Source organism: Falsiroseomonas bella (assembly GCF_003173615.1).
GTDB classification, from domain to species: domain Bacteria; phylum Pseudomonadota; class Alphaproteobacteria; order Acetobacterales; family Acetobacteraceae; genus Falsiroseomonas; species Falsiroseomonas bella.
The window spans coordinates 794474-819135 of the sequence record NZ_QGNA01000004.1 but is presented as its reverse complement, the minus strand read 5'-3'; the positions used below and the strand labels follow the sequence as shown (position 1 = coordinate 819135).

Genomic DNA, 24662 nt, shown 5'->3' with positions numbered 1-24662 from the left:
AACGGCTCGATGATCCGCCACTCCGCCTCGCTCAAATCGAACCGCGACATGCCCCTATCCCCCGTCAACTCCGACGGTGAATCAGATCGCGTCGCGTCGCAGCAAGGACTTTGGGTTCAGGACCTAGTCGAAAGCCGGGCCCAAGCGCCAGGCCACCGGCCACGCCTGTGATGACGCACCCGATACGGATCACGCCTGCGATTGGACGGCAAGCAGGTTCGTTCTGGCCGACGCCGTCAGACTTCGCGGGGCCGATCAGCCGCAACCCCGCATACAGGCGCTCATGTCCGGCAAGACAGGCGGGGTGATCGAAAAACACCGTGGCTCGCAGCCGTGGAGTTGGAGTTGACCCGGTTTCGTGGACACCCCGAGGCTTGAGACGGAGGTGTCCGAGATGCCGGAATTCAGGGTGCCCTACCCGCCGGAGTTCCGGCGGCAGATGGTGGAGTTGGTCCGATCAGGACGAACACCCGAGGAGCTTTCGCGCGAATTAGAGCCGACGGCGCAGTCGATCTGGAACTGGGTCCGGCAAGCCGAGCGCGACGGCGGGGCTCGCAAGGACGGAGGCGGGACCAGCCCTGAGCGGGAGGAGCTCGCGAAGCTCCGGCGTGAGAACCATCGCTTGCGCCAGGAGCGCGACACCTTGGCAAAGGCGGCGGCCTGGTTCGCACGGGAGAGGACCCCCAGCGGGTCTTCGAATTCATGAGCGCGTACCAGGCCGAATTCCCGATCGCCACCATGGCCCGCGTGCTGGGCGTCTCGGCGTCTGGCTACTACGCGTGGCGTAGCCGCCCAGCTTCGGCCCATGCCATGAGCGACGTGGCGCTGCTGCGTCGGATCCGCACCATCCATGTCGCCTCCCATGGCACCTACGGCGCGCCACGCGTGCATGCCGAGCTGCAGGCCGAGGGTACGGCCGTGGCCCGCAAGCGGGTGGCGCGGCTGATGCGCGGGGCCGGGCTGCGCGGTGTCTCCCGACGTCGCTTCCCGACGACCACGCAGCGGGAGCCGAGCCACCGCCCTGCCACTGACCTCGTCGGCCGCGACTTCCGCGCGGTGGGGCCGAACCGGCTCTGGGTGGCGGACATCACCTACGTGCCGACCGCGGCGGGCTTCCTGTTCCTCGCCGTCGTCCTCGATGTCTGGTCGCGCCGGATCGTCGGCTGGGCCATGCGACGGATCTGCGCACCCGGCTGGTGCTGGACGCGCTCGACATGGCGGTGACGACGAGGAAGCCCGCCGATGTCGTGCACCACTCGGACCAGGGCAGCCAGTACACGTCGGTTGCCTTCGGTTTCAGATGCAAAGAGGCGGGCGTCCGTCTCTCTACCGGCTCGGTCGGCGATGCGTATGACAACGCAATGGCCGAAGCGTTCTTCGCCACCCTCGAGTGCGAGCTGCTGGACCGTCGCAGCTTCCGCTCACAGGCCGAAGCACGGATCGCGGTGTTCGCCCTCATCGAGGGCTTCTACAATCCGACCAGGCGCCACTCGGCACTGGGCCACCTCTCGCCCATCGAATACGAAGCCAGAGCCATGGCCGAGAACGACTGATCGCTACCCGCTAACCGTCCACGGAAGCGGGTCAACTCCAATCGACACCATCATGACCTACCGCGAGGACGTGTTCCTCGAAGTGCTACAGCCGCCCTGGTTCCAACGTGCACGCGAGGTCGCCATGCTCGCAGATGGCGACCTGTACGGCGCGCTTTCGAAGGTCCTGCGGTGCTGCTGCCGCGTCGAAGGCATTGAAGATCCGAGCGCGCACGCTGCCGCCTTCGCCTATTCGGCCGTCCCGGAAAATGGCGGCTACTATGCCGAATTCTGGACCGAATGGGACATCGCATCTCGTGTGTGGATTCCCCTGAAAACCGACTGGCTGCCGTTCCACACGCGGCACGCCATGCCGTTCCTGCAGGCCCACGCATCTCTGGCCATGGTAAATCACCTCAAGCGCACTGAGCGTCGCGCGTCATCTGTGGCGAGCACATCAGTCACCGCAGACGGCTTGCCGCCTTGGCTGGGCGCTGCCCACTCACGGCGTCAGTCGGCTCACGCTTCTGCTGACAGCGAGGCGCGATGAACACGGCGAACGGCCACACTGCCGGGCGGGCCTCGGCCGCCCCGCAGCTACCTCGATCGCGCGCAGAGCCCGACGGCGCCCACCGCAATGGACCTCGAGGCCATGCGCGCCGCTGCCTGGCACCGGCACGGTGTCGCCGCCCTGGCCGTGGAGGACATCGCCGATCCCTGGCTGCGCCAGGCCGTCATCAACGAAGCCAGGCGGCGCTGGGGGCCGCGCAATGGAGGACAGCGCCATGGCCGGTAAGCGGAAGGCGAAGCGCGCGACGACGCAGGACGATCTGTCGAAGCCCTCGAAGTGGCGGCTGCAGCATGGCGGCTTCTCCGCGCCGGTCCGCGAGGCCGATCCCGACACCGGTAGCCCTGTCGAGCACCGCCGCGCCGTGGACACGCTGGCGATGATGCTCGCCAACGGCACCATCACGCCGCAAATGCACGAGGCAGGGCAGATCTTCCGGACGCTGTTCCGCTCCGCCGCGCTGGACGGCATCGCGACGTCGCAACTCACCCGGCTGGCAGGCGCGACAAACGACGACATGCCGAACCGGCAGATCGACGCGCGGCGTCGCGTCGCAAGCGCGATCGACGCGCTCGGCGGGCACGACAGCCCCGCCGGCTCCTGCGTGTGGTTCGTCGTCGGGCTCGAATTCTCAGTGCGCGAATGGGCGCAGCGTCAGGGATGGTCGGGCTGGCCAGTGCACGGGCCGGTGGCGCAGGGCATCCTCGTCGGCGCGCTCGGCACGCTGGCGATGCACTTCGGGCTCACGCCTCGGCAGAGGGCGGCGTAAGCGGTCCACACCAGTTGCGTCTGGCGCGGTGTGCCCGGTCGCGCGTCATTTTTGCGCGCGCGCCAGAGCCTCGCAGGTGGCGCGCAGGGCGGCGATCATCTCGGCGCGGGCGCGCCGCACCACCTCCTGCCTGCCGCCGAGCCCGACCGCGAGTGGCGGATGGCCACGCAACGCCGGCAGCGGCATGGCGATCACGCTCGCGCCGGGCACCACGCGTCCGCTGCTCTCCACCCAGCCGCGAGCGCGGCCCTCCGCGAGTTCATCCAGCAGTGCCGGGATGGAGACACGCAGCGACGGGTCGCGCTCCTCGGCATTCGCGCGGCGCGCCAGGCGCGCCACGTCGGCATCCGGCAGGCCGAGCAGCAGCGCCAGGCCGACCGCCGCGCGGCAGAGCGGCTTCAGCAGGCCCGCGCGCTGTTCCTGCGGCACCATGCCGCGCGGCGAGCGGAGCGTGAGGATGTACTGCACATGCGCCTGCTGCCGCATGCCCAGCAGCACGGCGAAGCCGCTGCGCCGCCGCAGCTCCTCCAGCAGGCGCAGCAGGTGGGTGTCGCCGAACAGCGCCTCCTGCTGCCAGGCGCCGAGCAGCAGCACGCGCAGCGTCGGCCGGTAGCTGCGTGCCGCCGCGTCGAATTCGAGATAGCCGAGCCGCGTGAGCCCGCCGAGCAGGACGGAGGTGCTGGATTGCGGATAGCCGAGCGCGCGGGCCACCTCCATCACCGTCGCGGGGCGGTGGGTGACGGCGAAGAACTCCAGGACTTCCAGCGTGCGCTTCGCCGACTTGATCCGCCGCTCCGCCGCCTCCGCCACCGGCACTGCTGCCCCCTCCCGCGGCGCCGCCTCCGTCGTCACGCCGGCGGCAAGGATGCCTCGCGCGCCGCGCCGGCGTCGAGCAGCGCGGCGATCGCGGCGTCGTCGTAGCCGGCCTCGTGCAGCACCTCGCGCGTCTGGGCGCCAAGGCGCGGGGCGGGCAGCGCATCCGCGCGCTCGCCGCCGCCGAAGCGGTTCGGGTTGGCGGTACGATGCAGGCGACCTTCCGTCGGGTGGTCCTCCGGCACGATGAAGCCGACATCGCGCAGGTGCGGGTCCTGCGCCAGGTCGTCGATGCGGTTATAGGCCGCCACCGGCACGTCGGCGGCTTCCAGGATCGCCAGCCATTCCATGGTGCCGCGCTGCGCCAAGCCTTGCGCGCGCACCTCGAAATAGGCGGCGGCATTCGCCGTGCGGGCCTGCGCACTGCTGAAGCGCGGATCGTCGCGCAGTTCCGGCCGGCCGATCGCGTCGAAGAAGGCGAAGGCCTGCGCATCGGTGTTGGGCGAGACGGTGATCCAACCGTCCTTCGTGGGCAATGGCCGGTAGAAGGGGCTGAGCTGGCGCAGGTCGCCGCTCGGCCCCGCCGGCGGGTCGAAGCTGGCGGCGCCGAGATGTTCCGTCATGACGAAGCTCGCCATGTTCTCGAACATCGGCACCTCGATCGCCTCGCCACGGCCGGTGCGTTCGCGGCGATAGAGCGCGAAGCCGATGCATTGCGCGGCGATCAGGCCGGTGGTGTGGTCGGTCATCACCATCGGCACGAAGCGCGGTTCCCCCGTCGCGCGCTCGAAGGTGCCGGCGATGCCCGAGAGGCTCTGGATGATCGGGTCGTAGGCCGGCCGGTTCGCGTAGCGGCCGCCGGTGCCGAAGGCGAGGATGGCGCAATGGATCAGCCGCGGGTTGCGCGCCGCCAGGCTCGCCGCGTCGAGCCCCAGCCGTGCCAGCGCGGCGGGGCGGATGTTGCTGACGAAGATGTCGGCGCCGTCGAGCAGGCGGTGCATCGCAGCCATCGCCGCGGGCTGCTTCAGGTCGAGGCAGATCGAGCGCTTGTTGCGGTTGAACTGCATGAATTTGCCGGGCATGCCGGGGCTGCGCGCGCCAATCGCGAGGTTGCGCAGCAGGTCGCCTTCCGGCGGCTCCACCTTGATCACGTCGGCCCCCTGGTCGGCGAGGACCCGCGTGCAGATCGGCCCGACCACGACGGAGCTGAGATCCACCACCCGCACGCCCTCCAACGGTCCGCCCGTCATGCCGCGAACTCCAGCGTCATCTCGGCGGCCTGCGCGCCATGCGTGTCCATCACCCAGGCTTGCATGCGGCCCGCCGCGATGGTGCTGCCGCAGAACCGCGCAGTGTCGCCCACGAAGAGCGGGCGCATCAGCCGTGTCTCGTAGCCGACCAGCCGCCCGCGCGCGTTGCGCAGCGCGGCGTCGAGCAGCAGGTGCATGGTGAGCCCGCCATTCATCACCGCCGCAGGGTAGCCCTCCTCCCCGCGCGCATAGTCGGCGTCGTAGTGGATGCGGTGGGCGTTCCAGGTGATGGCGCCGTAGCGGAACACCTGCGTCGGATCGAGCAGCCGCGCCTCCTGCCAGGAGGCCTCCGTGGGAGGTGCGATGGGCGCGGTGGCGGCGGTGGCCGCACCGGGTGCGACGGCCGCGCGGTAGATCGCGTCGAACTCCTCCACCGCCAGCACGGCGCCGCGCGCGGCGATGCTGCTGCGCATGGTCAGGATGCAGATCGGGCCGGTGCGGGCCGCCTTCGGCAGGATGGCAGCGACCTCCGTGCGCTTCGTTGCCGCGTCGCCCACGCGCAGCGCGCCATGCAGCCGCACCCGCCGTCCCGCGCCCATGCGCCGCGGCAGCGGGATCGGCGGCAGGAACTCGCCCTTGCGCGGATGGCCGTCCGGACCGAGCGCCGACTGGCGCGCGATGTCCGCGAAGAAGAGGTTGAACCAGTGCGTTGGCAGGGCGATGCCTGCGGCGAACGCGGCCGGATCCAGGTCGAAGGTCGCGGCGATGCGGCGGACGGCGCCGAGCGCGACCTCCTCCTCCGCCACACGCGCGCGGCCGATCCAGCCCTGCAGCGCGGGCATCGCCGCATCGAGCGCGGCGGCAGCATCCTCCAAGACGCGGTCCTCCCCTGGCATCGCGCCAAGCCTAGCGCGGCGCTGCGTCCGACAGCCCATCACCCCGGTGATATTCGACATCGCGCGCGATGTCGGCGGTGACGGGGATGCGCGGGCTGTGATCTGGTCGGCACGATCAGAACGCGCAGGGAGGAAGTCCGTATGCAGGAGAGGGCGAACCGCACGTCGCGGCTGCAAGGGGCCGTCGGGCGCCGGACGATTCTGGGCGGCGCGCTGGCCGTGCTCGCGGCGCCTTCGGTGCGGGCGCAGGGGGAATGGCCGGGCGACCGCGTGACCATCGTCGTCTCGCTTCCGGCGGGCGCGACGACGGACATCACGACGCGCATCTACGCCGACCAGCTGGCACGCGTCTGGGGCCAGCCGGTCGTAGTGGACAATCGCGGCGGGGCGAATGGCGTGCTGGCGGCGCAGGCGGTGGCGCGCGCAAAGCCTGACGGCCTGACGCTGCTCGGCACCTCCGCGATGACGCATGCGGCGAATCCGTGGCTGGTCCCGCGGCTGCCCTACGATCCCATCGCCGATTTCGACGCGGTGGCGATGTTCAGCGCCTCGCCCTTCGTTGTGATCGCCAACAAGGCGCTCGGCACGCCGACGCTTGCCGCGTTGACGGAGCGACTGAAGGCCGAGCCCGGGCGGCACAATTTCGGCACCGGCACCGTGCCAGGCCGGATGGTCGCGGCGCTCTACCAGCAGCTTGCCGGCGTGGACGCGGTCTCCATCGCCTATCGCGGCAACCAGGCGGGCTTTCCCGACCTGCTGCAGGGCCGCATCTCCTTCATGACGTTGGATGCACAGGCCGGGAAGGTCCTGATCGACCGGGGCGATGTCCTGGCGCTGGCAGTGACCGACGACCAGCGGCATCACGGCCTGCCCGAGGTGCCGACCGGCGCCGAGGCGGGCCTGCCCGGGTTTCGCTTCACCACCTGGTCCGGGATCTATGCGCCGAAGGGCACGCCGCGCGAGATCGTCACCCGCATCCATGCCGACATGGTCCGCATCTACGAGATGCCCGAGGTGCGCGCGCGCATCATGGCCAATGGCGGCGCCCGCCAGCCCCCGGCTGGCCCGGACGCCTTCCAGGCAACCACCGCAGCGACCAAGGCCGCGTGGGGCGAGATCATCCGCCAGGCCGGGCTGAAACTGGATTGAGCGTCAGGCGCCGCGCACTGTATCGGGGTGCGCGGCACGGAATGCCGGCAGCGCCGCACAGGCTGCTTCGGCGCGCAGCAGCCGCGGGTAGCCGTGCAGCGGCGCGCCCCAAAGCCGCGCATTGAATAACTGCGGCACCACGCAGATCTCGGCGACGCCCGGGCCATCGCCGACCAGGAAAGGTCCCTCCGGATCAGCGAGCGCCTCGAGCGCGGAAAGCCCCTCGCCGAGCCAGTGATGCTGCCAGGCGGCAAGGCCCGCCGGTTCGGCGCCGAAGCGGCCGGTCAGTTGCGCCATCACCGTCTGCTTGCAAAGCGGATGCATGTCGCAGGCGACGATATTGGCCATCGCCAGCGCGCGGGCGCGTGGCAGATCGGCCTCGGGGATCAGGCGCGGCTGCGGGAAGCGCCGATCCAGCCAGTCGATGATGACAAGGCTTTGCATCAGCGCCACGCCGTCCACCTCCAGCGTCGGCACGCGCCCCTGCGGGTTCACCGCCCGGTATGCGGGGGTGTGCTGCGCGTGCTGGCGGAGATCCACCGCCACGCGCCGATAGGGGACGTCCTTGAAGGCCAGCGCGATACGAACGCGCCACGCTGCGGAGGAGGTGGGATGATCGTGGAGTGCGATGTCCATGCCGGTGAGGGTGAGATGCCTGCGTGCGGCAGACAAGCGGCGAGAGTTCAGAACGTGTTGTCTCCGAAGGCAACGAAGCGCTTTGGCCGCCTGGATCGCATCGGTCGAGCAGCGCACCCGTACTGCGACACCACGACAAGCGCACCAACCGAAGCGGAGCTCAGCCGGCCACGCTGTTCCAATTCACCCCGTAGTGGCCAGCGAATCAGCGGGGGTATGACCACACTACGTCGAGCAGATGCGACGCGGCGGTGGCGAACGAGCCACTGAGCCAGACAATCGAATGAGTGGCTCGCGAGCCGCAGGGTCCTTCCCGGCCCTGCTGTATGCGGGGGTGGAAGCGCGCGACCGCGCTAGCGTCAGGATTTCTCTTCAGGGTTCCAGGATGCCAGTCCGTCAAGAACGCCTCGCAACCAATTGCATACATTGCATTTTCGTTCTGCGTGCGGCGGTGCCAGCCCCGGCCAGTTGCCGCCCCCCGGGCTGGCATCGCGCCCGCCCCGATTGCCAGTCCCGCCGCGATGGAGAGGATCATGCCGGAGCGCACCACCTCCGCGCGCAAGGTCGCGCGCCGGCTCGGCGTCTCGCACACCGCCGTCCAGAAGGCCGAGCGGGTCGGGCGCATCACTCGCGAGCCCGATGGCAGCTGGGACTTCGATCGGGTGCGCCGCGACATGGCCGAGACGGCACGGCCAGGCCGCTCACCGCTGGCGCCGCCAATGGAGGCGACCGTCCTCGGGCGGCTGATCATCGCCCGGCTGGCGCTGCCGGTGGAATCGCAGCGCCTCGCGCTCGATCGGAGCAAGGGGCGATTGATCGACATCGCGGCGGCTGACGCCCGCATCGACGAGATCGCGTGCGCAATGCGCGATGCGCTGCTGAACTGGCCTGCGCGAGTGTCGGGCCAGATCGCCGCTCAGATCGGCGCCGAGCCGCACCTCGTGCAGACGCTGCTGCAGGAGCATGTCGCGGTGCTATCGAACGACATGGCGGACCGGTTCGAGCGGCAGGCGGTGACTCTCTGAAGATGGCGAGCCAGTCGTCGGCTCCGGGCGCACCACGCCGTCGGCGACCTGCCCCGTCATCGCCGAGCATTCCAACGCTGATGCCGCGGAGACGAAGCGCGCGCGGAGCGGAAGCATGGCGCGCGGCTTCGATTGCCGATCGGCGGAAAGCCCCTGCCCGGCAGAGATCATGATGTGATTGGGATCTCTCGAAGAACGCAAACCGCGCTGTGACGATCACGCTTGGCTCGCGCCCGGCACAGCGCGAATGGTCCGTCACGCGATGCGGATGACGAAGACCGCGATGACGAAGCGCGAAGCGGTGCAGCAGCGGAGCCTCAAAGCGTTCCTAGCGAAGAAGGCGGAATTCGACGCCCTGCTCGCCGAGTTGCAGCAGGCCAGCGAGGACCACTTCGGGGCTGACCCGGAGGGGGGCCTCTGGGGCGAGGCCGCCTGTCTCGCCGACGCCACCGCGAAGCTGAAGGACATCGCGGATCAGCATTTCCGCCGCGGTGAACACGCCGCCGGACGCGGGACGCTCCCGCACCGCCCCGACCGGCGCGCGCCGGCGCGCGGCAGAAGGTGGCGCAGCCGCTGCTGAAGCAGGACCTGGTGATCGGCGTGCACCGCCCCGCCGACGATGCGACCGCGAAGTGGACGGTGGACGGCAACGAGATGCTGCTGAAGGTCACCGATGACGGGCTGCGCGCCATCGGCATCGACCCGAACGCGGGCGACGGGCCGGAGGAGGACGAGCAGAGCGCGGCCGCCATCGCGCGCCGCAACGCCGCGCGCCGCGCTGCCTCGCCGGTGGCAGACGCGCCGCCTACGGCGCCCACGGACGCGGACGTGGCCGCGCCGGAGGGTGAGGACGCCCGGGCGCCGGCGGCCGCCCAGAGCGCCCCCACGCCCGCCCCACGCGCCAGCCTGCGCGACGCTGCCGCGGCATTGCTCGCCGCCTGGGACGACGAGGCCAACCGCGAGACAGACATCATCGCCGCCCTCGATGGCTCGATGCAGGCCCTGCGCGCCGCCCTCGCCGGCAAGCCGCCGCGGGCCGCGGCGATGGTGGCGCGACGCGCACCGGTCATCGCGCTCCTCCAGTGTTGACCGGAAGAGCAGGTCGCAGCTTTCGCGCCTTCGCCTTGATCCAGAGCAAGGTGGCCCGGCGACACACCTGCGAGCCTGCTTTCCAAAAGCAGGTGCCGGAGCCGGAGAACGCCATTGTGAGCAAGGAAATTCTCCACGAGGCCGCCGCCGAGCGCGACGCCAGGACGGCCGCTGGGGTAGCGCGGAGCACGACGACGACATGACGATGGATGCCTTCGCGCAACTGATCGCCGACTATGCCGGATCGGCGCGGGTCAAGGCACGGGAAGGCGCCGTCGACGAGGCCCGTCAGCGCCTGGTGCAGGCGCCGCGCTCGCGGTCGCGGCGGTCGACTGCTTGAACCGCGAGAAGGCGCGTCGTGACATGCCCTCGGCCAAGCCAGGCGGCCTAGCATGCGAATAGCGCAACTCGCTTGCTCCGTTCACTGTCTGTCGCCGCAAGCGGGCAGGCGGCGCCAGCGTCTGCGCGGGAGCCTAGACAGGGACATCGCGCGGGCGAGCATGCCGTCGGTCATCGGGTGTCTGGCCGAGCTGCGTCGTGCCTGATCCAGAGCCCAAGTTGCGCGGCAACGGCCAATGGTCGGGTCGTGCCGGGCTGATCCTCGCCACCATCGGCTCAGCTGTCGGCCTCGGCTCGATCTGGAAGTTTCCCTACGAGGTCGGCGAGAACGGCGGCGGCACCCTCGTGCTGATCTACGGCATTGGACTGCTGGTCGTCGTGCTGCCGCTGATGCTGGCGGAATTCGCGATAGGGCGGCGCGGCGGCGGCGATGCGATAGCGAGCATCCAGCGGCTGGCCGCGGTGGCGGGTGAGGCTCAGGGCGGGCGTTGGCTGGGCGCGCTGATGCTTGCCGCCGGCTTCGTGATCCTAAGCTTCTACGCGGTGATCGGGGGGCTGACGCTGGCCTATGGCGCGCAGGCGTTTGGCGACGGGTTCGATGGACTCGACGCCGCCGGAGCGGCCCGTTTGTTTGCCGCGCGCAGCGGCGACGCGCTGGCGCTGGCCGGATGGCATGCGCTCTTCATGGCCCTCACCATCGCAATCGTCGCACGCGGCATCGAGCGCGGGATCGAGGCCGCCTGCCGCCTGCTGATGCCCGTGCTGGCCGCCATCATGCTGCTGCTGGCGTTGCATGGAGCGGCGAGCGGCGGGTTCGCCAGCACCGCGGAGTTCCTGCTGGCTCCCCGGCTGGAGGCGGTGACGCCGCGCGCGGCGCTGGAGGCGCTCGGCCTCGGCTTCTTCTCGATCGGCGTGGGGCTCGGCGTGCTCCTCACCTATGCCGCGCATGCGCGGCCGGGCACGCCGCTCGGCACGGTAGCCCTGGCGACGCTGAGCGTGCTCGCCTTCAGCCTGTGGAGCGAGGTGCGGCCGCTCGGCTTCCTGCCAGGATTCGCCGAGGCCGGCATCCTGGAAGCGCTGGACCGCGCCACCTCCAACTTGGCACTCCCCATGGCCGGCTTTCTGCTAGCAATTTTCGCGGCGCGCCTGCTGGGCACGCCGGCGGTGGCTGCGGAACTCGGCTGGCCCGCGCGGCGCGTGGCCGCGTTGCGGGCGCTGCTCGGGTGGGGTGTGCCGGGGCTGATCCTGGCGGTGGCGGCGCTCGGCCACCTGCCAGTGTAGGGAGCGCCATGCCCGCACCGCTTCTGCTCGTCCTGCTCGCACTCGGTACCCTGACGCCGTTGGCGCTCGGCTGGACGCTGGTCTGGCCGGCGCGGCCTTGGCGCGACGAGTTCGCCGGCGCGCTGGCGCTGATCGGCTTCGCAGCGCTGTTGCTGGATTTCGTGCTGTCAGGCCGGTTCCGCGCCGTCTCCGGCAGCGCGGGTATCGACCGGACGATGCGCTGGCACCAACTGGCTGGCCGGATCCTGGCTGCGCTGCTGCTGCTGCATCCCTTCTTCTACTCACTGCCGGATGGCCCGGCCTTCCACCGCCCGGATGATCCGACACATGCGGCATGGCTCGGCCTCGGCGGTGCGGCCATCGTGACCGGGATGCTGGCCTGGTTCCTGCTCGCCTTGCTGATCATCACGGCGATCCGCCGCGACGACCTGCCTTATTGCTATGAAACCTGGCGCGGGATGCATGGGCTGACCGCGCTGCTCATCGTTGGGCTTGGCCTGCATCACGCGCTGGCGGCGGGGCGCTATGCCGCGCACCCGGCGGTCGCGAGCGCTCTCTGGTCGCTGGCGGGCCTCGCTCTGCTGACCCTTGTCTGGGTCTATATCATCCGCCCGCTGTCGCTCTCGCACCGGCCCTGGCGCATCGCGAGCATCAGTTCCGCGGCGTTGCACACCTGGGAGGTGGTGCTGGAGCCGGTGGGCCATGGCGGCCTTCGGTTCCAAGCCGGGCAATTTGCTTGGCTGAAGCTCGACCGCGGCCCCTTCGCGCGACGGGAGCATCCCTTCTCCATCGCCTCGGCGCCGTCCGAGGCCGGGCGGCTACGCTTCCTCATCAAGGAAGCTGGCGACTTCACCCGCAGCGTTGGCGCACTGCCGCACGGCGCTCGGGCCTTCGTCGACGGTCCGCACGGCCATCTCGTGGTCAAGGATCGCCCTGAGCCGGGGCTCGCCTTCCTCTGCGGAGGCGTCGGTGTCGCGCCCGCGCTGGCGATCTTGCGCGAGGAGGCGGGGCGATCAACGCCGCGCCCGATGCTGCTGCTTTATGGCAACCGGGTCGCCACCCAGATCCTCGCGCGAGAAGAACTGGACGGCCTTTCTGCTGCCAGTCGGCTCCAGGTCGTGCACGTCCTCGGCGAGCCCTCGCCGGGCTGGACCGGCGAGACGGGTCTACTGGACGCGGCGGTGATTGCGCGGCACTGCGAAGCGGCGGCCAGGGCAGGCTGGCTCTTCGTGCTGTGCGGCCCGCCGCCGATGCTGCGCGAGGCGCGTCGGGGGCTGCGGGCGCTCGGCGTGCCGCGCACGCGGATCCTGGAAGAACGATTCACCTATGGATGATGGATGCGCAGCGCGCTAGCCTGAGGAGCTTCCGACATCATTCTGGCGGCGCCAGATCGGTGCCGCCGAGCCGCTCCAATGGAAGAGGGACGAGCGACGATGATCGCGAAGGACCTGATGACGCGCGACGTGGTGGCGGTGCCGCCGGACATGGCCGTGGCGACCGTTGCGCGGGTGCTCGCGGAGGCTGGCATCTCCGCCGTGCCAGTCACGGACGAGACGCACCGGCTGGTCGGCATGGTGGCCGAGTTGGACCTGATCCGCCGCCTCGCCGAGCGGGACATGGCCCCGCCCGGCTGGCTCGCCTCCCTCTTCGCCGACGAGCGCGCCGCCGCGGACCGCTACGCGCGGACGCACGGCTTGAAGGCGCGCGACGTGATGACGCGGGATGTGGCGACCGTCACCGAGCAGGCGACGGCGGACCACGTCGCCCGCATCATGGAGGAACGGGGCGTGCGCAGCGTGCCCGTACTTGCCGAGGACGGGACACTGCGCGGTATCGTATCCCGCGCCGATCTGCTGCTCGCGCTGCTGACGCCCGGGCGGCAGGGCGCCGCCGCCGTCGATGACGAAAGGCTGCGGCGATCCATCATGGAGGAACTACGCCGACAGCCCTGGGCCGACGTGCACTACCTGACGGTAGAGGTCGAGAACGGGGTCGTGCGGCTGCATGGCTTCCACAGCTCGCCCGAGGCGCAGCGCGCCGTACGGGTGCTGATCGAGGGCGTCGAGGGCGTGCGCTCCGTGGAGGACGGCAGCCGGCCGTGGCGGCCCACCTACCTCTACGGCGTCGGCGCCGCGCTATGAGCGTCAAGCCGCTGCCGGCCGGGGCGACGCCGGAACTCGGCCAGGGCGACGCGCTGCTACTGGTGGATGTACAGGCGGATTTCTGCCCCGGCGGCGCCTTGCCGATCGAGGCCGGCGATGCCGTGGTGCCCGTCCTGAACGCCTGGATCGAGGCGGCAAGTCGTGCGGGAGTGCCGATCATCGCCTCGCGCGACCACCATCCGGGCGCGCATCCGAGCTTCGCCGAGGGTGGCGGTCCCTGGCCCGCGCACTGCGTGCAGGACACGCCGGGTGCTGCCTTCCACCATGCGCTGAGGCTGCCCGCCGGGACGATCCATGTCGCCAAGGGAACGCGGCTCGACCGGGACCAGTATTCGGCCTTCGACGAGACGGGCCTCGCCACGGCGCTGCGTGCGCGCGGCGTCCGGCGCGTCTGGATCGGGGGCCTCGCGCTCGATGTCTGCGTGCGGGCCACGGTGCTCGAAGCGCTGCGCGAGGGGTTCGAGGTGCGGCTGATCCGCGACGGGACGCGCCCGGTCGAAGCGGCTGCCGGCGCCCGCGCGCTGGCCGAGATGCAAGCCGCCGGCGCGCGGATCGTGTGATCCGCCTTCATTGGCCGGCGGCGGTGACGCGCGCGCGCACCGCGCGCTCCTCCGCGGCGAGGGCAGTGCTGATCGTCACCGGGTAGGGCGGGTCGGCAGGGTGCAGTGCGCGCAGCCGCGCCGGCAGGGCGGCGAGTTCCGCGGCGGCGCAGGCGCGTGCCTCGCCGAGCGACGGCCGTGCGTAGAGGCGCCGTCCCTGCTGCATCGCCGGTCGCAGCAGCGGCCTGCTGGCGAGGTGTTCCTCGTCGCGCGCGATGATGTCGCCCACCGCCAGGCCGTCCTCCATCCGGCGGAACACCTGCTTGCGGCCCGGCAGGATGCGCTTGCCGGCCGAGAGCTTCGTGCGCCCGATGCCGGCGTAGCTTGTCAGCTTGTAGGCCAGGTCGAGCGCCGGCGCGTCGCCCGAGACGCTCATCTCCGTGCCCACGCCGAAGGCGTCGATCGGCGCACCGGCCTCCAGCAGCGCCGCGATCCTCTCCTCGTCGAGGCCACCGCTCGCGAAGACCTGCACCTGCCGCAGCCCCGCTGCATCCAGGATCGCCCGTGCCTCCCGCGACAGCGCCAGCAGGTCGCCGGAATCGAGCCGCACGCCGCGGATGCGGAAGGCTTCGCCCAGCTCCCGCGCCAGCGCCACCACGCGGCGGACGCCCTCGGCCGTGTCGTAGGTGTCGACCAGCAGGATAGTCTGCGGATGCAGGCGCGCGAAGGCACGGAAGGCGTCGGCCTCGCTGTCGAAGGCCTGGACGAAGCTGTGGGCCATGGTGCCGGCGACCGGGATGCCGTAGCGGGCCCCGGCAAGCGTGTTCGACGTGGCCGCGACGCCCGCGACGTGGAAGGCCCGCGCGCCGGCGACCGCGGCGTCGATGCCCTGGGCGCGGCGCGATCCGAAATCCACCACCGGCCGGCCCGCCGCCGCCGCGACGACGCGCGACGCCTTGGAGGCGAGCAGCGTCTGCAGCCCGACCATGTTCATCGCGAGCGTCTCGATCATCTGTGCCTCGGCGATCGGCGCCACGACCTCGAGCAGCGGCTCCTCGGCGAAGACCGGCGTGCCCTCGGGCACGGCGTGGACGGTGCCGGAGAAGCGGAACCCGGCGAGCCAGTCGAGGAACGCCTCCGGGAACTCGCCGAGCGAGCGGACATAGTCCAGGCTGTCCGGCCCGAAGCGCAGCGCCTCCAGCGTGTCGAGCAGATCCTCCACGCCGCAGGCGAGCAGGTAGTTGCGCGTTGGCGGCAGCCGCCGGACGAAGAGGCTGAAGACCGCCTCGTCCCGCATCCCGAGCGCGTGATAGGCGTGGGCCATGCGCAATTCGTAGAGGTCGGCGAAGAGCGCGATCTGCGGCGGCGCTGCGACGGACGGGCCGGGCGGCATGGCGTACGCTCCCCTGGGAGGCGGCCGTGCCGGACGCGGTCCGGCCCGCCGCCCAGAAGCCATGCTAGAGTGCCCGGCGCCCTTCAGCGAGGAGGCCGTCATGCACCTGTTCGCGCTCGGCGACAGCCAGGATCTCGGGAAGCGCGTCGCCGCCGCGCTCGGGACCGCGCTGACGCCACATGAGGAGCGGGAATTCGAGGATGGGGAGCACAAGGCGCGGCCGCTCGCCGAGGTCGGCGGGGGCGATGCCTATGTGCTGCATTCGCTGCATGGCGGGCCGGAGCAGAGCCCGAACGACAAGCTCTGCCGGCTGCTGTTCTTCCTCGGCGCGCTGCGCGATGCCGGCGCCGCACGCGTGACGGCGGTGATTCCCTACCTGGCCTATGCGCGCAAGGACCGGCGCACCAAGCCCCGCGATCCCATCACGACGCGCTACGTCGCACAGCTGCTGGAAGCGGTCGGCACCGATGCCGTCGTGACGCTCGAGGTGCACAACATCGTCGCCTTCGAGAACGCCTTCCGCTGCCGGACCGTCCATCTGGACGGCCGCGCCCTGTTCGCCCCGCGCTTCGCTTCCCTCGATGGGAAGCTGGTCGTCGCATCGCCCGATCCGGGCGGCGTGAAGCGTGCGCAGCTCTTCCGCGAGGATCTGGAGCGGCGGATCGGCCGCGGGGTCGGCAGCGCCTTCATGGAGAAGCGGCGGAGCGCCGGCGTGGTCAGCGGCGACCTGCTGGTCGGCGAGGTCGCCGGCGCCACCGTCATCGTGGTCGACGACCTGATCGCCAGCGGCGGCACCATGGTCCGTGCCGCGGAGGCGTGCCTGGCGCAGGGCGCGCGGGGCGTGATCGCCGTCGCGGCGCACGGGCTGTTCACCGGCCGCGCGGCGGAGGCGATCGGCTCCCCTGCCCTGGACCGCGTGCTGGTCTCGGACAGCGTGCCGCCCTTCCGGCTGCCGCCGGCGCTGCTCGGGAAACGGGTGGAGGTCGTCGGCATCGCCCCACTGCTCGCCGAGGCGATCCGGCGGCTGCACGAGGGGGGCTCGGTCACGGATCTCGTGGAAGGCGGCTGAGCCTGGCGCAGGCTGTCGCGGCGGCAGCCAGGTAGCGCCGGGCGCGCGGCTGCCACTTCGCCGGCTCGCGCGGCCGCGGTTCCTGCAGATGCGCGAGCGAGAGCCGTGCACGCAGGCAGGCGCGGAAGGCGGTGTAGAAGGCAAGGAGCCGCGCCGGCGGCCGCCGGCCGAGTGCGGCCGCGACGCTGCGCAGGACTATGCCGCCGGCCCAGGCACCGCCCAGCAGGCGGCATTCCATCGCCAGGAAGGCGATCTCCTCGAAGGGGTCGAGCAAGCGCAACGCGCGGTCGAATTCCAGGCAGTCGATCACCGCGGGCGGGTCGCCCAGGAAGACATGCTCCGGACGCAGGTCGCCATGGCCCTCCACGACGCCGCCCGAGCGCAGCGGCCCGAGCAGCAGCTCCGCCTCCTCGGTGAGGAACGCGTCCAGCGTGCGGAGCACCGCGGCGAGCGCATCCTCCGGCAGACCGTAGGCGCCGTCGTGCAGGATGTCGCGGTTCAGCGCGAGTTCGCGGCGAAACCGCCCGAGAAACGTCGCTTCCGGCACCGGCTCGGGCGCGGCGGCGGCGTAGAAGGCCGCGACATGCAAGGCCGCTCGCGTGACGGCCGCGCGCGTCGCCGTTCGCTGTTCCAGCGCGGCGTCGAGCAGCAGCGCCACCGGCAGGCGCCGCATCCTGACCAGCCAGTCCACCGGCTCGCCCGCGCCGCCGATGCCGAGCGTGCCGTCCGCGCGCCGCAGCAAGGGCTCGACACCGAGATAGATGCCGGGCGCGAGACGGCGGTTCAGCCGCACCTCCTCGCCGCAGAAATGGCGGCGCGCCTCAGGCGCGCGGTAGTCCAGGAAGGGATGGCGCACCGGCTTCTTCAGCTTCCAGGCGAAACCGTCGGCCAGGAACACCCAGGACATGTGCGTCTCCCGCGCCTCGACCGCAGCGCAGGCGTGCGGGTAGGCGGCAGGGGAGCGGAGGAAGGCGACCTTCTCCGCAAGGCCGGCGGCGGGGTCTGGGGGCTGCGGGCTGTTCACGAGCGCGGGGCTGCCTTGCCATCCGGAAATGCCCGGCCGTCGCTCCGCATCGCGTGATGATCGCGATGACGCGCCAAGGCCGCCTATCCCCTAGCATGAGTATGGAATGCAGTCCTGGGCAGGCCGGCGGAGGCAGGGCGCGATGAGCCGCACCGATCGCAAGGGCAGAGGCACCGAACACGTCGTCATCCCCCCTGGGCTGGAGGCCAGCTTCGAGCTCCCGCCCCGGGCCCGGGGCATCGTCCTGTTCGCCCATGGCAGCGGCTCCGGCCGGCTCAGTCCGCGCAACCGGCAGGTCGCGGCCGCCCTCAACGATTGCGGCCTGGCCACGCTGCTCTTCGACCTGCTGACCGAGGAGGAAGCGGCGGACCGGCGCAAGGTGTTCGACATCGGGCTGCTCGCGGAGCGGCTCGGGACGGCGATGGCGTTCACCGCCCGCCATCCGGGGACCGCGGGCCTGCCGCTCGGCCTGTTCGGCGCCAGCACCGGCGCCGCGGCGGCGCTGGTCGCGGCCGCCGCAAGGCCGGAGGCGGTCGGCGCCGTCGTCTCGCGCGGCGGGCGGCCCGACCTGGCCGGGGAGGCGAGCCTCGGCCGGGTCGTGGCGCCGACCCTGCTGATCGTCGGTGGCGCGGACCGCGAGGTGCTGGCGCTCAATGCCGAGGCCCGGAGCAGGATGACCTGCCCGAGCGAGTTGGCGGTGGTGCCCGGCGCGACCCATCTGTTCGAGGAGCCGGGCGCGCTGGAACGGGTCTCGCACCTGACCTCCGCCTGGTTCCAACGCTGGCTTGCGCCGGAGGCGAAGGATGTTCCGGTCTGACCTCACCCGCTTTGCCGACCGCGCCGAGGCAGGCCGCCTGCTGGCGGAGCGGGTGAAGGCCCTCGGGCCGCGTGATCCGGTCGTCTACGCGCTGCCGCGCGGCGGCGTGCCGGTTGCCGCCGAGGTGGCGGCAGCGCTGGGCGCCCCACTGGATCTCGTGCTCGTCCGCAAGATCGGCGCGCCGGGCCAGCCCGAGCTGGCGCTCGGCGCCGTCGTCGACGGCGACGCGCCGGAGGTCGTGCTGAACGCGGACATCGTCGCGGCCACCGGCGCCTCCGAGGCCTTCATCGCCGCCGCGCGGCTGCGCGAACTCGCGGAGATCGAGAGGCGGCGGGCGCGCTACCTGACCGGTCTCGCGCCGGTCGATCCCAGGGGCCGGACGGCGGTCGTCGTGGATGATGGCCTGGCGACGGGCGCCTCCGCGCGGGCGGCGCTGCGCGCGCTGCGGCGGCGTGGCGCGGCGCGGCTCGTGCTGGCCACGCCGGTGGCGCCGCCCGAGACGCTCAAGGCGATGCGCGGGGAGGCCGACGACACGGTGTGCGCTGTCGAGGCGGAGGTATTCTTCGGCATCGGCGCCTTCTACCGCGACTTCCACCAGCTGACGGATGAGGAGGTGATCGCCTCGATCGCCGCGTATCGGGAACGCATGGGGAGCAACGCCTGAGGGCTCGGGCGAGTCAACAAGCGTGCGAGGGACGACCAGGCCGATGACGAACCGGGCGCAAGCTTGATCCAGAGCAGCGCGGCGGAGCGCCTGCGCCGCTAAGGGGGGCGGGCGGCGGGCCTCGCTGTCCGCAGGGTGCCGCAGCAACGTCAGGAGGAGGAGTGCCATGCGTGAACGGACCATGGCCGAGGTCATCCGGGATCAGCGTCCCCTCTCCATGGGCCCGGCTGCGACCGTCGCGGAGGCCTGCGCCGCGATGCATGCGCGCCGGGTGGGCGCCGTGCTGGTCACCGAGCCGGGTGGGCGCCTTCTCGGCATCTTCACGGGCCGCGACGCGGTGCGCTGCCTCGCGGAGGGATTGGACGCGCGCCACACCAAGGTGCGGGAGGTGATGACGGCGGACCCGGTGACCCTCTCGCCAGGGCAATCGGCGATGGAGGCGCTGCGCCTGCTGGACAATTGCGGCTTCCGCCACCTGCCGGTCTGCCGCGACGGGAACGTGGTCGGCATCGTCTCGCGCTACGACTTCCGCGCCATGGAGCATGCGCGGCTCGACGAGGAGAGCGGCTTCTTCGAGGTCCTGCGATGAGTGCGTGGCCGCGACGCGGCCCGACATGACCGAGACGCGGGCGCCGGAAGCCTTCTGGGCGCAATCGCCCGATCTGCTGCTCTCCGCCCTCGCGGCGTCGCCCGACGGCCTCGCTTCCGCCGAAGCGCGCAGCCGGCTGGACCGGCACGGCCCCAACCGGATCGAGGAGGCGCGGGAGACGTCGCTGCGTCTCCTGCTGCGCCAGGTCGAGAGCCCTCTGGTGCTGATGCTCGTCTTCGGCGCCATGGTGTCGCTTGTGCTGCACGAGTGGGTGGACGCCGCCATCATCCTGACGATCGTCACGGGCAGCGCCTGCATGGGCTTCCTGCAGGAGTATCGCGCCGCGCGGGCGATGGCGGCGCTGCGCCAGCGCCTGGCGCTCCAGGCGCGGGTCTTCCGCGACGGCAGGCTGGCGCAAGTGCCCGTCGAAGCGCTCGTGCCGGGCGATGTCGTCGCGCTTTCCGCCGGCAATCTCGTGCCGGCGGATGGCCTGCTGCTCGAGGCGCACGACTTCATGGTCAGCGAGGCGGGCCTGACCGGCGAATCCTTCCCGGTCGAGAAGCGTCCGGGGACCGTGGCGGCCGGTGCGCCGCCCACGGCGCGCAGCAATGCCGTCTTCATGGGGAGCTCGGTGCGCAGCGGCGCGGCGCGGATGCTGGTGGCCGCGACCGGGCGGCGGACCGCCTTCGGCGGGATCGCCGCCAGTCTGCGCGAGAGCCCGCCGGAGACCGAGTTCGCCCGCGGCGTTCGTCACTTCGGCGGGCTGCTGCTGCGCGTCATGGTCGGGATCGTGCTGTTCGTCGTGGCGGTGAACCAGGCGCTGGGGCGGCCGCTGCCGGACTCCCTGCTGTTCGCCGTGGCGCTGGCGGTCGGCCTCTCGCCGGAACTGCTGCCGGCCATCGTGAGCGTCACGCTCTCGGCCGGGGCGCGCAGGCTGGCCGCGCGCGGCGTCCTGGTGCGGAGGCTGGAGGCGATCGAGGACCTGGGCAGCATGGATGTCCTGTGCACGGACAAGACCGGCACCCTGACCGAGGGCCGGATCGTGCTGCAGGCCGCGCTGGGGCCGGATGGCGAGCCCTCGCCGGAGGTGCTGCGCCTCGCCGTGCTGAACGCCGCGCTGGAGACCGGGATCGAGAACCCGCTCGACGCCGCCTTGGTCGCGGCGGGCGAGGCGGCGAAGGTGGAAACCGGCGCCGCGAGGAAGATCGAGGAGATCCCCTACGACTTCGAGCGGCGGCGCCTGACCATCGTCGTGGAGGAGCGGCCCGGCGAACACCTGGTGATCGTCAAGGGAGCCTTCGCCGAGGTGCTTGCCGCCTGCACGCGGATCGCGACCGCGGCGGGCGTCGAACCGCTGGGCTCGGCGGGGCGGGCGACCCTGGCGGAGCTGTTCAGGACCCAGGGCGAAGCCGGCCATCGCGTGCTGGCCGTGGCCGACCGCCGCGGGCCGCCGCGGGAACGCTATGGGCGGGACGACGAGACGGACCTCGTCTTCCGGGGCTTCCTGCTCTTCCTCGATCCGCCGAAGCGCGACACTGCGCGCGCCGTCCGCGACCTGGCCGCACGCGGCATCGCCGTGAAGGTCGTGACCGGCGACAACCGGCATGTCGCCGGCCATCTGGCGCGGGCGGTCGGCCTCGACCCCGCCGCGATGCTCACCGGCGCGGAGCTCGCGGCGATGCGCGACGAGGCGCTGTGGCATGTCGCGCCGCGCACGAGCCTCTTCGTGGAGATCGACCCGCAGCAGAAGCAGCGCATCGTGAGCGCGTTGCAGCATGCGGGCCATGCGGTCGGCTATCTCGGCGACGGCATCAACGACGCGCCCGCGCTGCATGCGGCCGATGTCGGCATCTCCGTCGACGGGGCCGTGGAGGTGGCGCGGGAGAGCGCCGACGTGGTCCTGCTGGCCCCGGACCTGGACGTGCTGCGGCAAGGCGTGGAGGACGGGCGGCGCACCTTCGCCAACACCCTGAAATACATCTACATCACGACGAGCGCGAATTTCGGCAACATGCTCAGCATGGCGATCGCGGCGCCGCTGCTGCCCTTCCTGCCGCTGCTGCCGAAGCAGATCCTGCTGAACAACTTCCTCTCCGACCTCCCGATGATGACCGTGGCCGCGGATGACGTGGACCCGGAGCATGGCGAGCGCCCGCAGCGCTGGGACATGGCGGAAGTGCAGCGCTTCATGCTGGTGTTCGGCGTGCTGAGCTCGGCCTTCGACGTGCTCACCTTCGGCCTGCTGCTCTGGTTGTTCGGGGCGAGCGCCGGCGCGTTCCAGACGGGCTGGTTCCTGGTCTCGCTGCTGAGCGAGGTGGCCGTCGTGCTCGTGCTCCGCACGCGGCGCCCGGCCTCTAGCAGCCGTCCGGGCCGGCTCCTGCTGATGAGCACGATCGCGGTCGGCTCGGCAGCGCTGTTCCTGCCATATCTGGACGGCCTCTCGGCGGCCTTCGGCTTCGTGCCGTCCTCGCCGCCGGAGTTGCTGGTCCTGCTGGCGATCGTGGCCGCCTATCTCTCCGCGACGGAGTGGACGAAGCGGCGCTTCTGGGCGCATCGGCTCCGCGCCGCAGGAGGCGGGGCGTGAGCGGGCCGGAACCCGGCGCGCGCTTCGGCGAGGCGCCCGTGCCGCCTCGCGAGCCGGCGGGGGGCATGGGGCTCGCTGTCGCGCGCCGCACCGTGTTCCGGGCGGAGGACCTTGAGGATTGGGGCCGCGTCGCGGACCGGGTCGCGGCGGGCAACGTCTCGCTTCTCGGCGAGCGCGCCGGTACGGCGACGGAATGCGCCCGGCTGCGCAACGCCATCGCCACCGGGGCGCTGCTCACCTCGGGGCGGCATCTGCAACACGGCGATGCGTGCCAAGCCGGGCGCAACATGGAAGTGTTCACCAACTGCGCCACCGCGATCACCGCCTTCGCGAAATTCTACCTGCTGCTGAACGGCAGCGGCGTCGGCCGTAGCTACGACGACGAGTTGGTGGCGGTGGACTGGGCGGAGGCGCCCGCGCTGCTGCTGCATCTTTCCCCGTCCCACCCGGACTACCCGCGCGATGCGGCCGGCCTCGGGCAGTTCGCGCGCGACTTCGGCATCGCCGCCGCCGAGGAGCAGGCGATCCGCGCCGCGCTCGATGCCGAGATGCTGCGCGATCCGGCGCTCGCCCCGCCGGATGCGATCCGCCATGCGGTCGAGGACAGCCGCGAGGGTTGGGCCAAGGCGGTCGAGATCCTGGAGGCGATGGCCTTCCGCCGAGAGCGCCAGCGCACGCTGCTGCTCGACCTGTCCGCGATCCGGCCGCGCGGCACGCCGATCCGTGGCATGCAGGGCCGGCCAGCGCCGGGCCCGCTCTCGCTGCTGCGGGGCCTTGCGCGGCTGCGACGCCAGGTGATCGGGGCGGCGCGCCGGCGCGATCCGGCAGGAGAGGCCATGCAGCCCTGGGAGCAGGCGCTGCTGGCCGACCACCTGCTCTCGGTCGAGGTGCAGGGCGGCGGCGCGCGGCGCGCGGCCCGCATGGCGACCAAGAGCTGGCGCGACCCCGGCGCGCTGCGCTTCGTGCGGCTGGCGGCGGAAGGCGGGCTCTGGACGGCGAACCACTCGCTCATGGTGGACCGGGAGTTCTGGCATCGCGTCGGCCGCGGCCGCGCCGGCGAGACGCTGGACGATCCCTGGACCCGTCATGCCCTGGCCGTGTTCGAGGCGGCGACGCGCTCGGCCCATGCCACCGGCGAGCCCGGCTTCCTCAACGGCGACCTGCTGGAGGACCACCGCTCCGGCTCCGCCTGGCGCAAGCCGGTCTGCGACGACGGCAGCGACCTGCGCAGCCGTCGCTACCAGGCGAAGCAGTCGGCCGGGCTGCTCGGCGAACTCTCGCGCTGCGCCGCCCGCGCCCGCTTCCCGGCGACCACCAATCCCTGCGGCGAGGTCGTGCTGCATGTGACCGGCGGCTATTGCGTGGTCGCGGATTTCGCGCCCCTGCTTGCCTGCCCGCAGCCCCTGGCGGCGGTGACGCCCGGCGCGCCGGACGAGGCGACGGCGGCGGCGTGGGACGCGCGCGTGGAGGATGCCGTGCGCCTCGGCGTACGCTTCCTCATCCGCGTGAACATGATGGATGCGCTCTATGCGCGCGAGGTCCGCCGCACCAACCGCATCGGCATCGGCCCCACCGGCCTGCACGAATGGGCCTGGCTGCGCTTCGGGCTCGGCTTCCGCGACCTGCTCGACGCGGGCGGGGGCGCGGCGCCCTTCTGGAGCATGGTGGCGCGCCTCTCCGGCCTCGCGAAGGCGGAGGCGACGGCCTATGCGGCGGAACTCGGCCTCACGGCGCCGCTGACGGTCACGACCGTGAAGCCCGCGGGCACCACGGCGAAGATCTTCGGCCTGACCGAGGGGGCGCACCTGCCGGCACGGCGGCAGTATCTCCGCTGGGTGCAGTTCCGCGGCGAGCGCGAGGCCGGCGGCGGCTGGCGCGGCGACAGCGACCCGCTGCTGGCGGAGTACGAGGCGCGCGGATACCCGGTGCGCAGCCTCTCGACCTTCGCCGGCATGAGCATCGTGGGCTTCCCGACGCTGCCGCTGTTCCTGCGCCTCGGCATCGGCGACCGCCTGGTCACCGCGCCGGAGGCGACACCGGCGGAGCACTTCGCCTGGCTGCGCCTGCTGGAGCGGCACTGGATCGGCGCCGAGCGCGGCAACCAGGTCAGCTACACGCTGAAGCTGCGCACCGACCTGCACGACCTGGACGCGTTCCGGTCCCTGCTGCTCGCGGAGCAGCCGAAGGTGCGCGGCTGCGCCGTGCTGCCGGTCGTGCCCGGTGGGCCGGCGGGGCACGAATACCTGCCGGAAGAGGAGGTGGACGAGGCCCGCTTCCGCGCGATCCTTGCCGGCATCCGCGACCCCGGTCTCAGCGAGGCCGTAGAGCCGGCGGGGTTCGCCTGCGAACGGCGGCCGGGCCCGCGCTGATCGGGGCGAGATGCCGCGGCCGCGTCGCCTCGCGGTTCCGTGATGGCGGCCGACCCGCAGCTTGACCTGGGTCAAGCCACTTCGCGCCGGCCTGTCCTCTACTGC

Annotated in this window: 24 protein-coding genes and 1 pseudogene; 19 read left to right on the top strand and 6 right to left on the bottom strand. The window is 71.8% G+C overall.

The window, feature by feature from the left end:
* Positions 1 to 394: 394 nt before the first annotated feature.
* From DFH01_RS20715 to DFH01_RS20705, 4 genes and pseudogenes are all read left to right on the top strand, one after another.
* Positions 395 to 1553 (top strand): annotated as a pseudogene (locus DFH01_RS20715) (IS3 family transposase).
* A 52-nt stretch (positions 1554 to 1605) separates the two neighbouring features.
* On the top strand, positions 1606 to 2082 hold the full coding sequence (locus DFH01_RS27890) for a hypothetical protein (RefSeq protein WP_146217107.1): 477 nt from the start codon (positions 1606 to 1608) through the stop codon (positions 2080 to 2082).
* A gap of 87 nt (positions 2083 to 2169) precedes the next feature.
* The gene (locus DFH01_RS20710; RefSeq protein WP_233256204.1) at positions 2170 to 2328 is read left to right on the top strand and encodes a hypothetical protein; all 159 of its coding nucleotides are present in this window, start codon (positions 2170 to 2172) and stop codon (positions 2326 to 2328) included.
* Positions 2318 to 2869 (top strand): DUF6456 domain-containing protein, encoded by a 552-nt coding sequence (locus tag DFH01_RS20705; RefSeq protein ID WP_109872343.1) that lies wholly within the window; start codon positions 2318 to 2320, stop codon positions 2867 to 2869. Before DFH01_RS20710 ends, DFH01_RS20705 begins: the two co-directional genes overlap by 11 nt.
* Positions 2870 to 2914: 45 nt before the next feature.
* Here DFH01_RS20705 and DFH01_RS20700 read toward each other — a convergent pair whose 3' ends face one another.
* From DFH01_RS20700 to DFH01_RS20690, 3 genes are read right to left on the bottom strand one after another with little or no spacing between them, the layout of a single operon-like run.
* Complete coding sequence (locus tag DFH01_RS20700; protein ID WP_109872342.1) at positions 2915 to 3721, bottom strand: IclR family transcriptional regulator; 807 nt, start codon at positions 3719 to 3721, stop codon at positions 2915 to 2917.
* Positions 3718 to 4932 (bottom strand): CaiB/BaiF CoA transferase family protein, encoded by a 1215-nt coding sequence (locus tag DFH01_RS20695; RefSeq protein WP_109872341.1) that lies wholly within the window; start codon positions 4930 to 4932, stop codon positions 3718 to 3720. Before DFH01_RS20695 ends, DFH01_RS20700 begins: the two co-directional genes overlap by 4 nt.
* Entirely contained in the window at positions 4929 to 5807 is an 879-nt protein-coding gene (locus tag DFH01_RS20690) for an HTD2 family dehydratase (protein WP_233256203.1), read from the bottom strand. Before DFH01_RS20690 ends, DFH01_RS20695 begins: the two co-directional genes overlap by 4 nt.
* 162 nt (positions 5808 to 5969) lie before the next feature.
* On the opposite strand from DFH01_RS20690, the gene DFH01_RS20685 reads away from it, so the two are divergent.
* Entirely contained in the window at positions 5970 to 6977 is a 1008-nt protein-coding gene (locus DFH01_RS20685; protein ID WP_109872339.1) for a Bug family tripartite tricarboxylate transporter substrate binding protein, read from the top strand.
* Between the two features lie 3 nt (positions 6978 to 6980).
* Here DFH01_RS20685 and maiA read toward each other — a convergent pair whose 3' ends face one another.
* On the bottom strand, positions 6981 to 7613 hold the full coding sequence (gene maiA / locus DFH01_RS20680; RefSeq protein ID WP_109872338.1) for a maleylacetoacetate isomerase: 633 nt from the start codon (positions 7611 to 7613) through the stop codon (positions 6981 to 6983).
* 533 nt (positions 7614 to 8146) lie between these two features.
* On the opposite strand from maiA, the gene DFH01_RS20675 reads away from it, so the two are divergent.
* The 8 genes from DFH01_RS20675 to DFH01_RS20645 all read left to right on the top strand — a co-directional run bounded on the left by DFH01_RS20675 (position 8147) and on the right by DFH01_RS20645 (position 14069).
* Positions 8147 to 8638 carry a hypothetical protein gene (locus tag DFH01_RS20675; protein ID WP_109872337.1) on the top strand — a complete coding sequence of 164 codons (492 nt, stop codon included), beginning with the start codon at positions 8147 to 8149 and terminating at the stop codon, positions 8636 to 8638.
* Between the two features lie 268 nt (positions 8639 to 8906).
* Positions 8907 to 9218, top strand: a complete 312-nt coding sequence (locus DFH01_RS20670; protein WP_199231309.1) for a hypothetical protein — start codon at positions 8907 to 8909, stop codon at positions 9216 to 9218.
* The gene (locus DFH01_RS20665; protein ID WP_109872336.1) at positions 9200 to 9727 is read left to right on the top strand and encodes a hypothetical protein; all 528 of its coding nucleotides are present in this window, start codon (positions 9200 to 9202) and stop codon (positions 9725 to 9727) included. Before DFH01_RS20670 ends, DFH01_RS20665 begins: the two co-directional genes overlap by 19 nt.
* Positions 9728 to 9926: 199 nt before the next feature.
* Positions 9927 to 10067: a hypothetical protein gene (locus DFH01_RS28300; protein ID WP_158287842.1), complete on the top strand. Its 141-nt coding sequence runs from the start codon at positions 9927 to 9929 to the stop codon at positions 10065 to 10067.
* Between the two features lie 197 nt (positions 10068 to 10264).
* Positions 10265 to 11347 (top strand): sodium-dependent transporter, encoded by a 1083-nt coding sequence (locus DFH01_RS20660; protein WP_109872335.1) that lies wholly within the window; start codon positions 10265 to 10267, stop codon positions 11345 to 11347.
* Positions 11348 to 11355: 8 nt separating this feature from the next.
* Positions 11356 to 12681: a ferredoxin reductase family protein gene (locus DFH01_RS20655; RefSeq protein WP_109872334.1), complete on the top strand. Its 1326-nt coding sequence runs from the start codon at positions 11356 to 11358 to the stop codon at positions 12679 to 12681.
* A gap of 99 nt (positions 12682 to 12780) precedes the next feature.
* Entirely contained in the window at positions 12781 to 13488 is a 708-nt protein-coding gene (locus DFH01_RS20650; protein ID WP_158287841.1) for a CBS domain-containing protein, read from the top strand.
* Entirely contained in the window at positions 13485 to 14069 is a 585-nt protein-coding gene (locus DFH01_RS20645; RefSeq protein ID WP_109872332.1) for an isochorismatase family protein, read from the top strand. The genes DFH01_RS20650 and DFH01_RS20645 overlap by 4 nt, the downstream gene beginning before the upstream one ends.
* A gap of 7 nt (positions 14070 to 14076) precedes the next feature.
* On the opposite strand, the gene DFH01_RS20640 is transcribed toward DFH01_RS20645, so the two are convergent.
* Positions 14077 to 15441, bottom strand: a complete 1365-nt coding sequence (locus DFH01_RS20640) for a nicotinate phosphoribosyltransferase (protein WP_109872331.1) — start codon at positions 15439 to 15441, stop codon at positions 14077 to 14079.
* Between the two features lie 100 nt (positions 15442 to 15541).
* Here DFH01_RS20640 and DFH01_RS20635 point away from each other — a divergent pair, with 100 nt between their 5' ends.
* The gene (locus DFH01_RS20635; RefSeq protein WP_109872330.1) at positions 15542 to 16510 is read left to right on the top strand and encodes a ribose-phosphate diphosphokinase; all 969 of its coding nucleotides are present in this window, start codon (positions 15542 to 15544) and stop codon (positions 16508 to 16510) included.
* Here DFH01_RS20635 and DFH01_RS20630 read toward each other — a convergent pair.
* A complete protein-coding gene (locus tag DFH01_RS20630) occupies positions 16485 to 17534 on the bottom strand; it encodes a hypothetical protein (RefSeq protein ID WP_109872329.1) in 1050 nt (349 codons plus the stop codon). The genes DFH01_RS20635 and DFH01_RS20630 overlap by 26 nt on opposite strands.
* A gap of 142 nt (positions 17535 to 17676) precedes the next feature.
* Here DFH01_RS20630 and DFH01_RS20625 point away from each other — a divergent pair, with 142 nt between their 5' ends.
* From DFH01_RS20625 to DFH01_RS20605, 5 genes are all read left to right on the top strand, one after another.
* Positions 17677 to 18351: a dienelactone hydrolase family protein gene (locus DFH01_RS20625; RefSeq protein ID WP_199231308.1), complete on the top strand. Its 675-nt coding sequence runs from the start codon at positions 17677 to 17679 to the stop codon at positions 18349 to 18351.
* The gene (locus DFH01_RS20620) at positions 18338 to 19015 is read left to right on the top strand and encodes a phosphoribosyltransferase (protein WP_109872328.1); all 678 of its coding nucleotides are present in this window, start codon (positions 18338 to 18340) and stop codon (positions 19013 to 19015) included. The genes DFH01_RS20625 and DFH01_RS20620 overlap by 14 nt, the downstream gene beginning before the upstream one ends.
* Positions 19016 to 19181: 166 nt before the next feature.
* Positions 19182 to 19604, top strand: a complete 423-nt coding sequence (locus DFH01_RS20615) for a CBS domain-containing protein (protein ID WP_109872327.1) — start codon at positions 19182 to 19184, stop codon at positions 19602 to 19604.
* Positions 19605 to 19629: 25 nt separating this feature from the next.
* Complete coding sequence (gene mgtA, locus DFH01_RS20610; protein ID WP_109872427.1) at positions 19630 to 22188, top strand: magnesium-translocating P-type ATPase; 2559 nt, start codon at positions 19630 to 19632, stop codon at positions 22186 to 22188.
* Positions 22185 to 24557, top strand: coding sequence for a recombinase (locus tag DFH01_RS20605; RefSeq protein ID WP_233256202.1), 2373 nt, complete (start codon positions 22185 to 22187; stop codon positions 24555 to 24557). Before mgtA ends, DFH01_RS20605 begins: the two co-directional genes overlap by 4 nt.
* Positions 24558 to 24662: the final 105 nt, after the last annotated feature.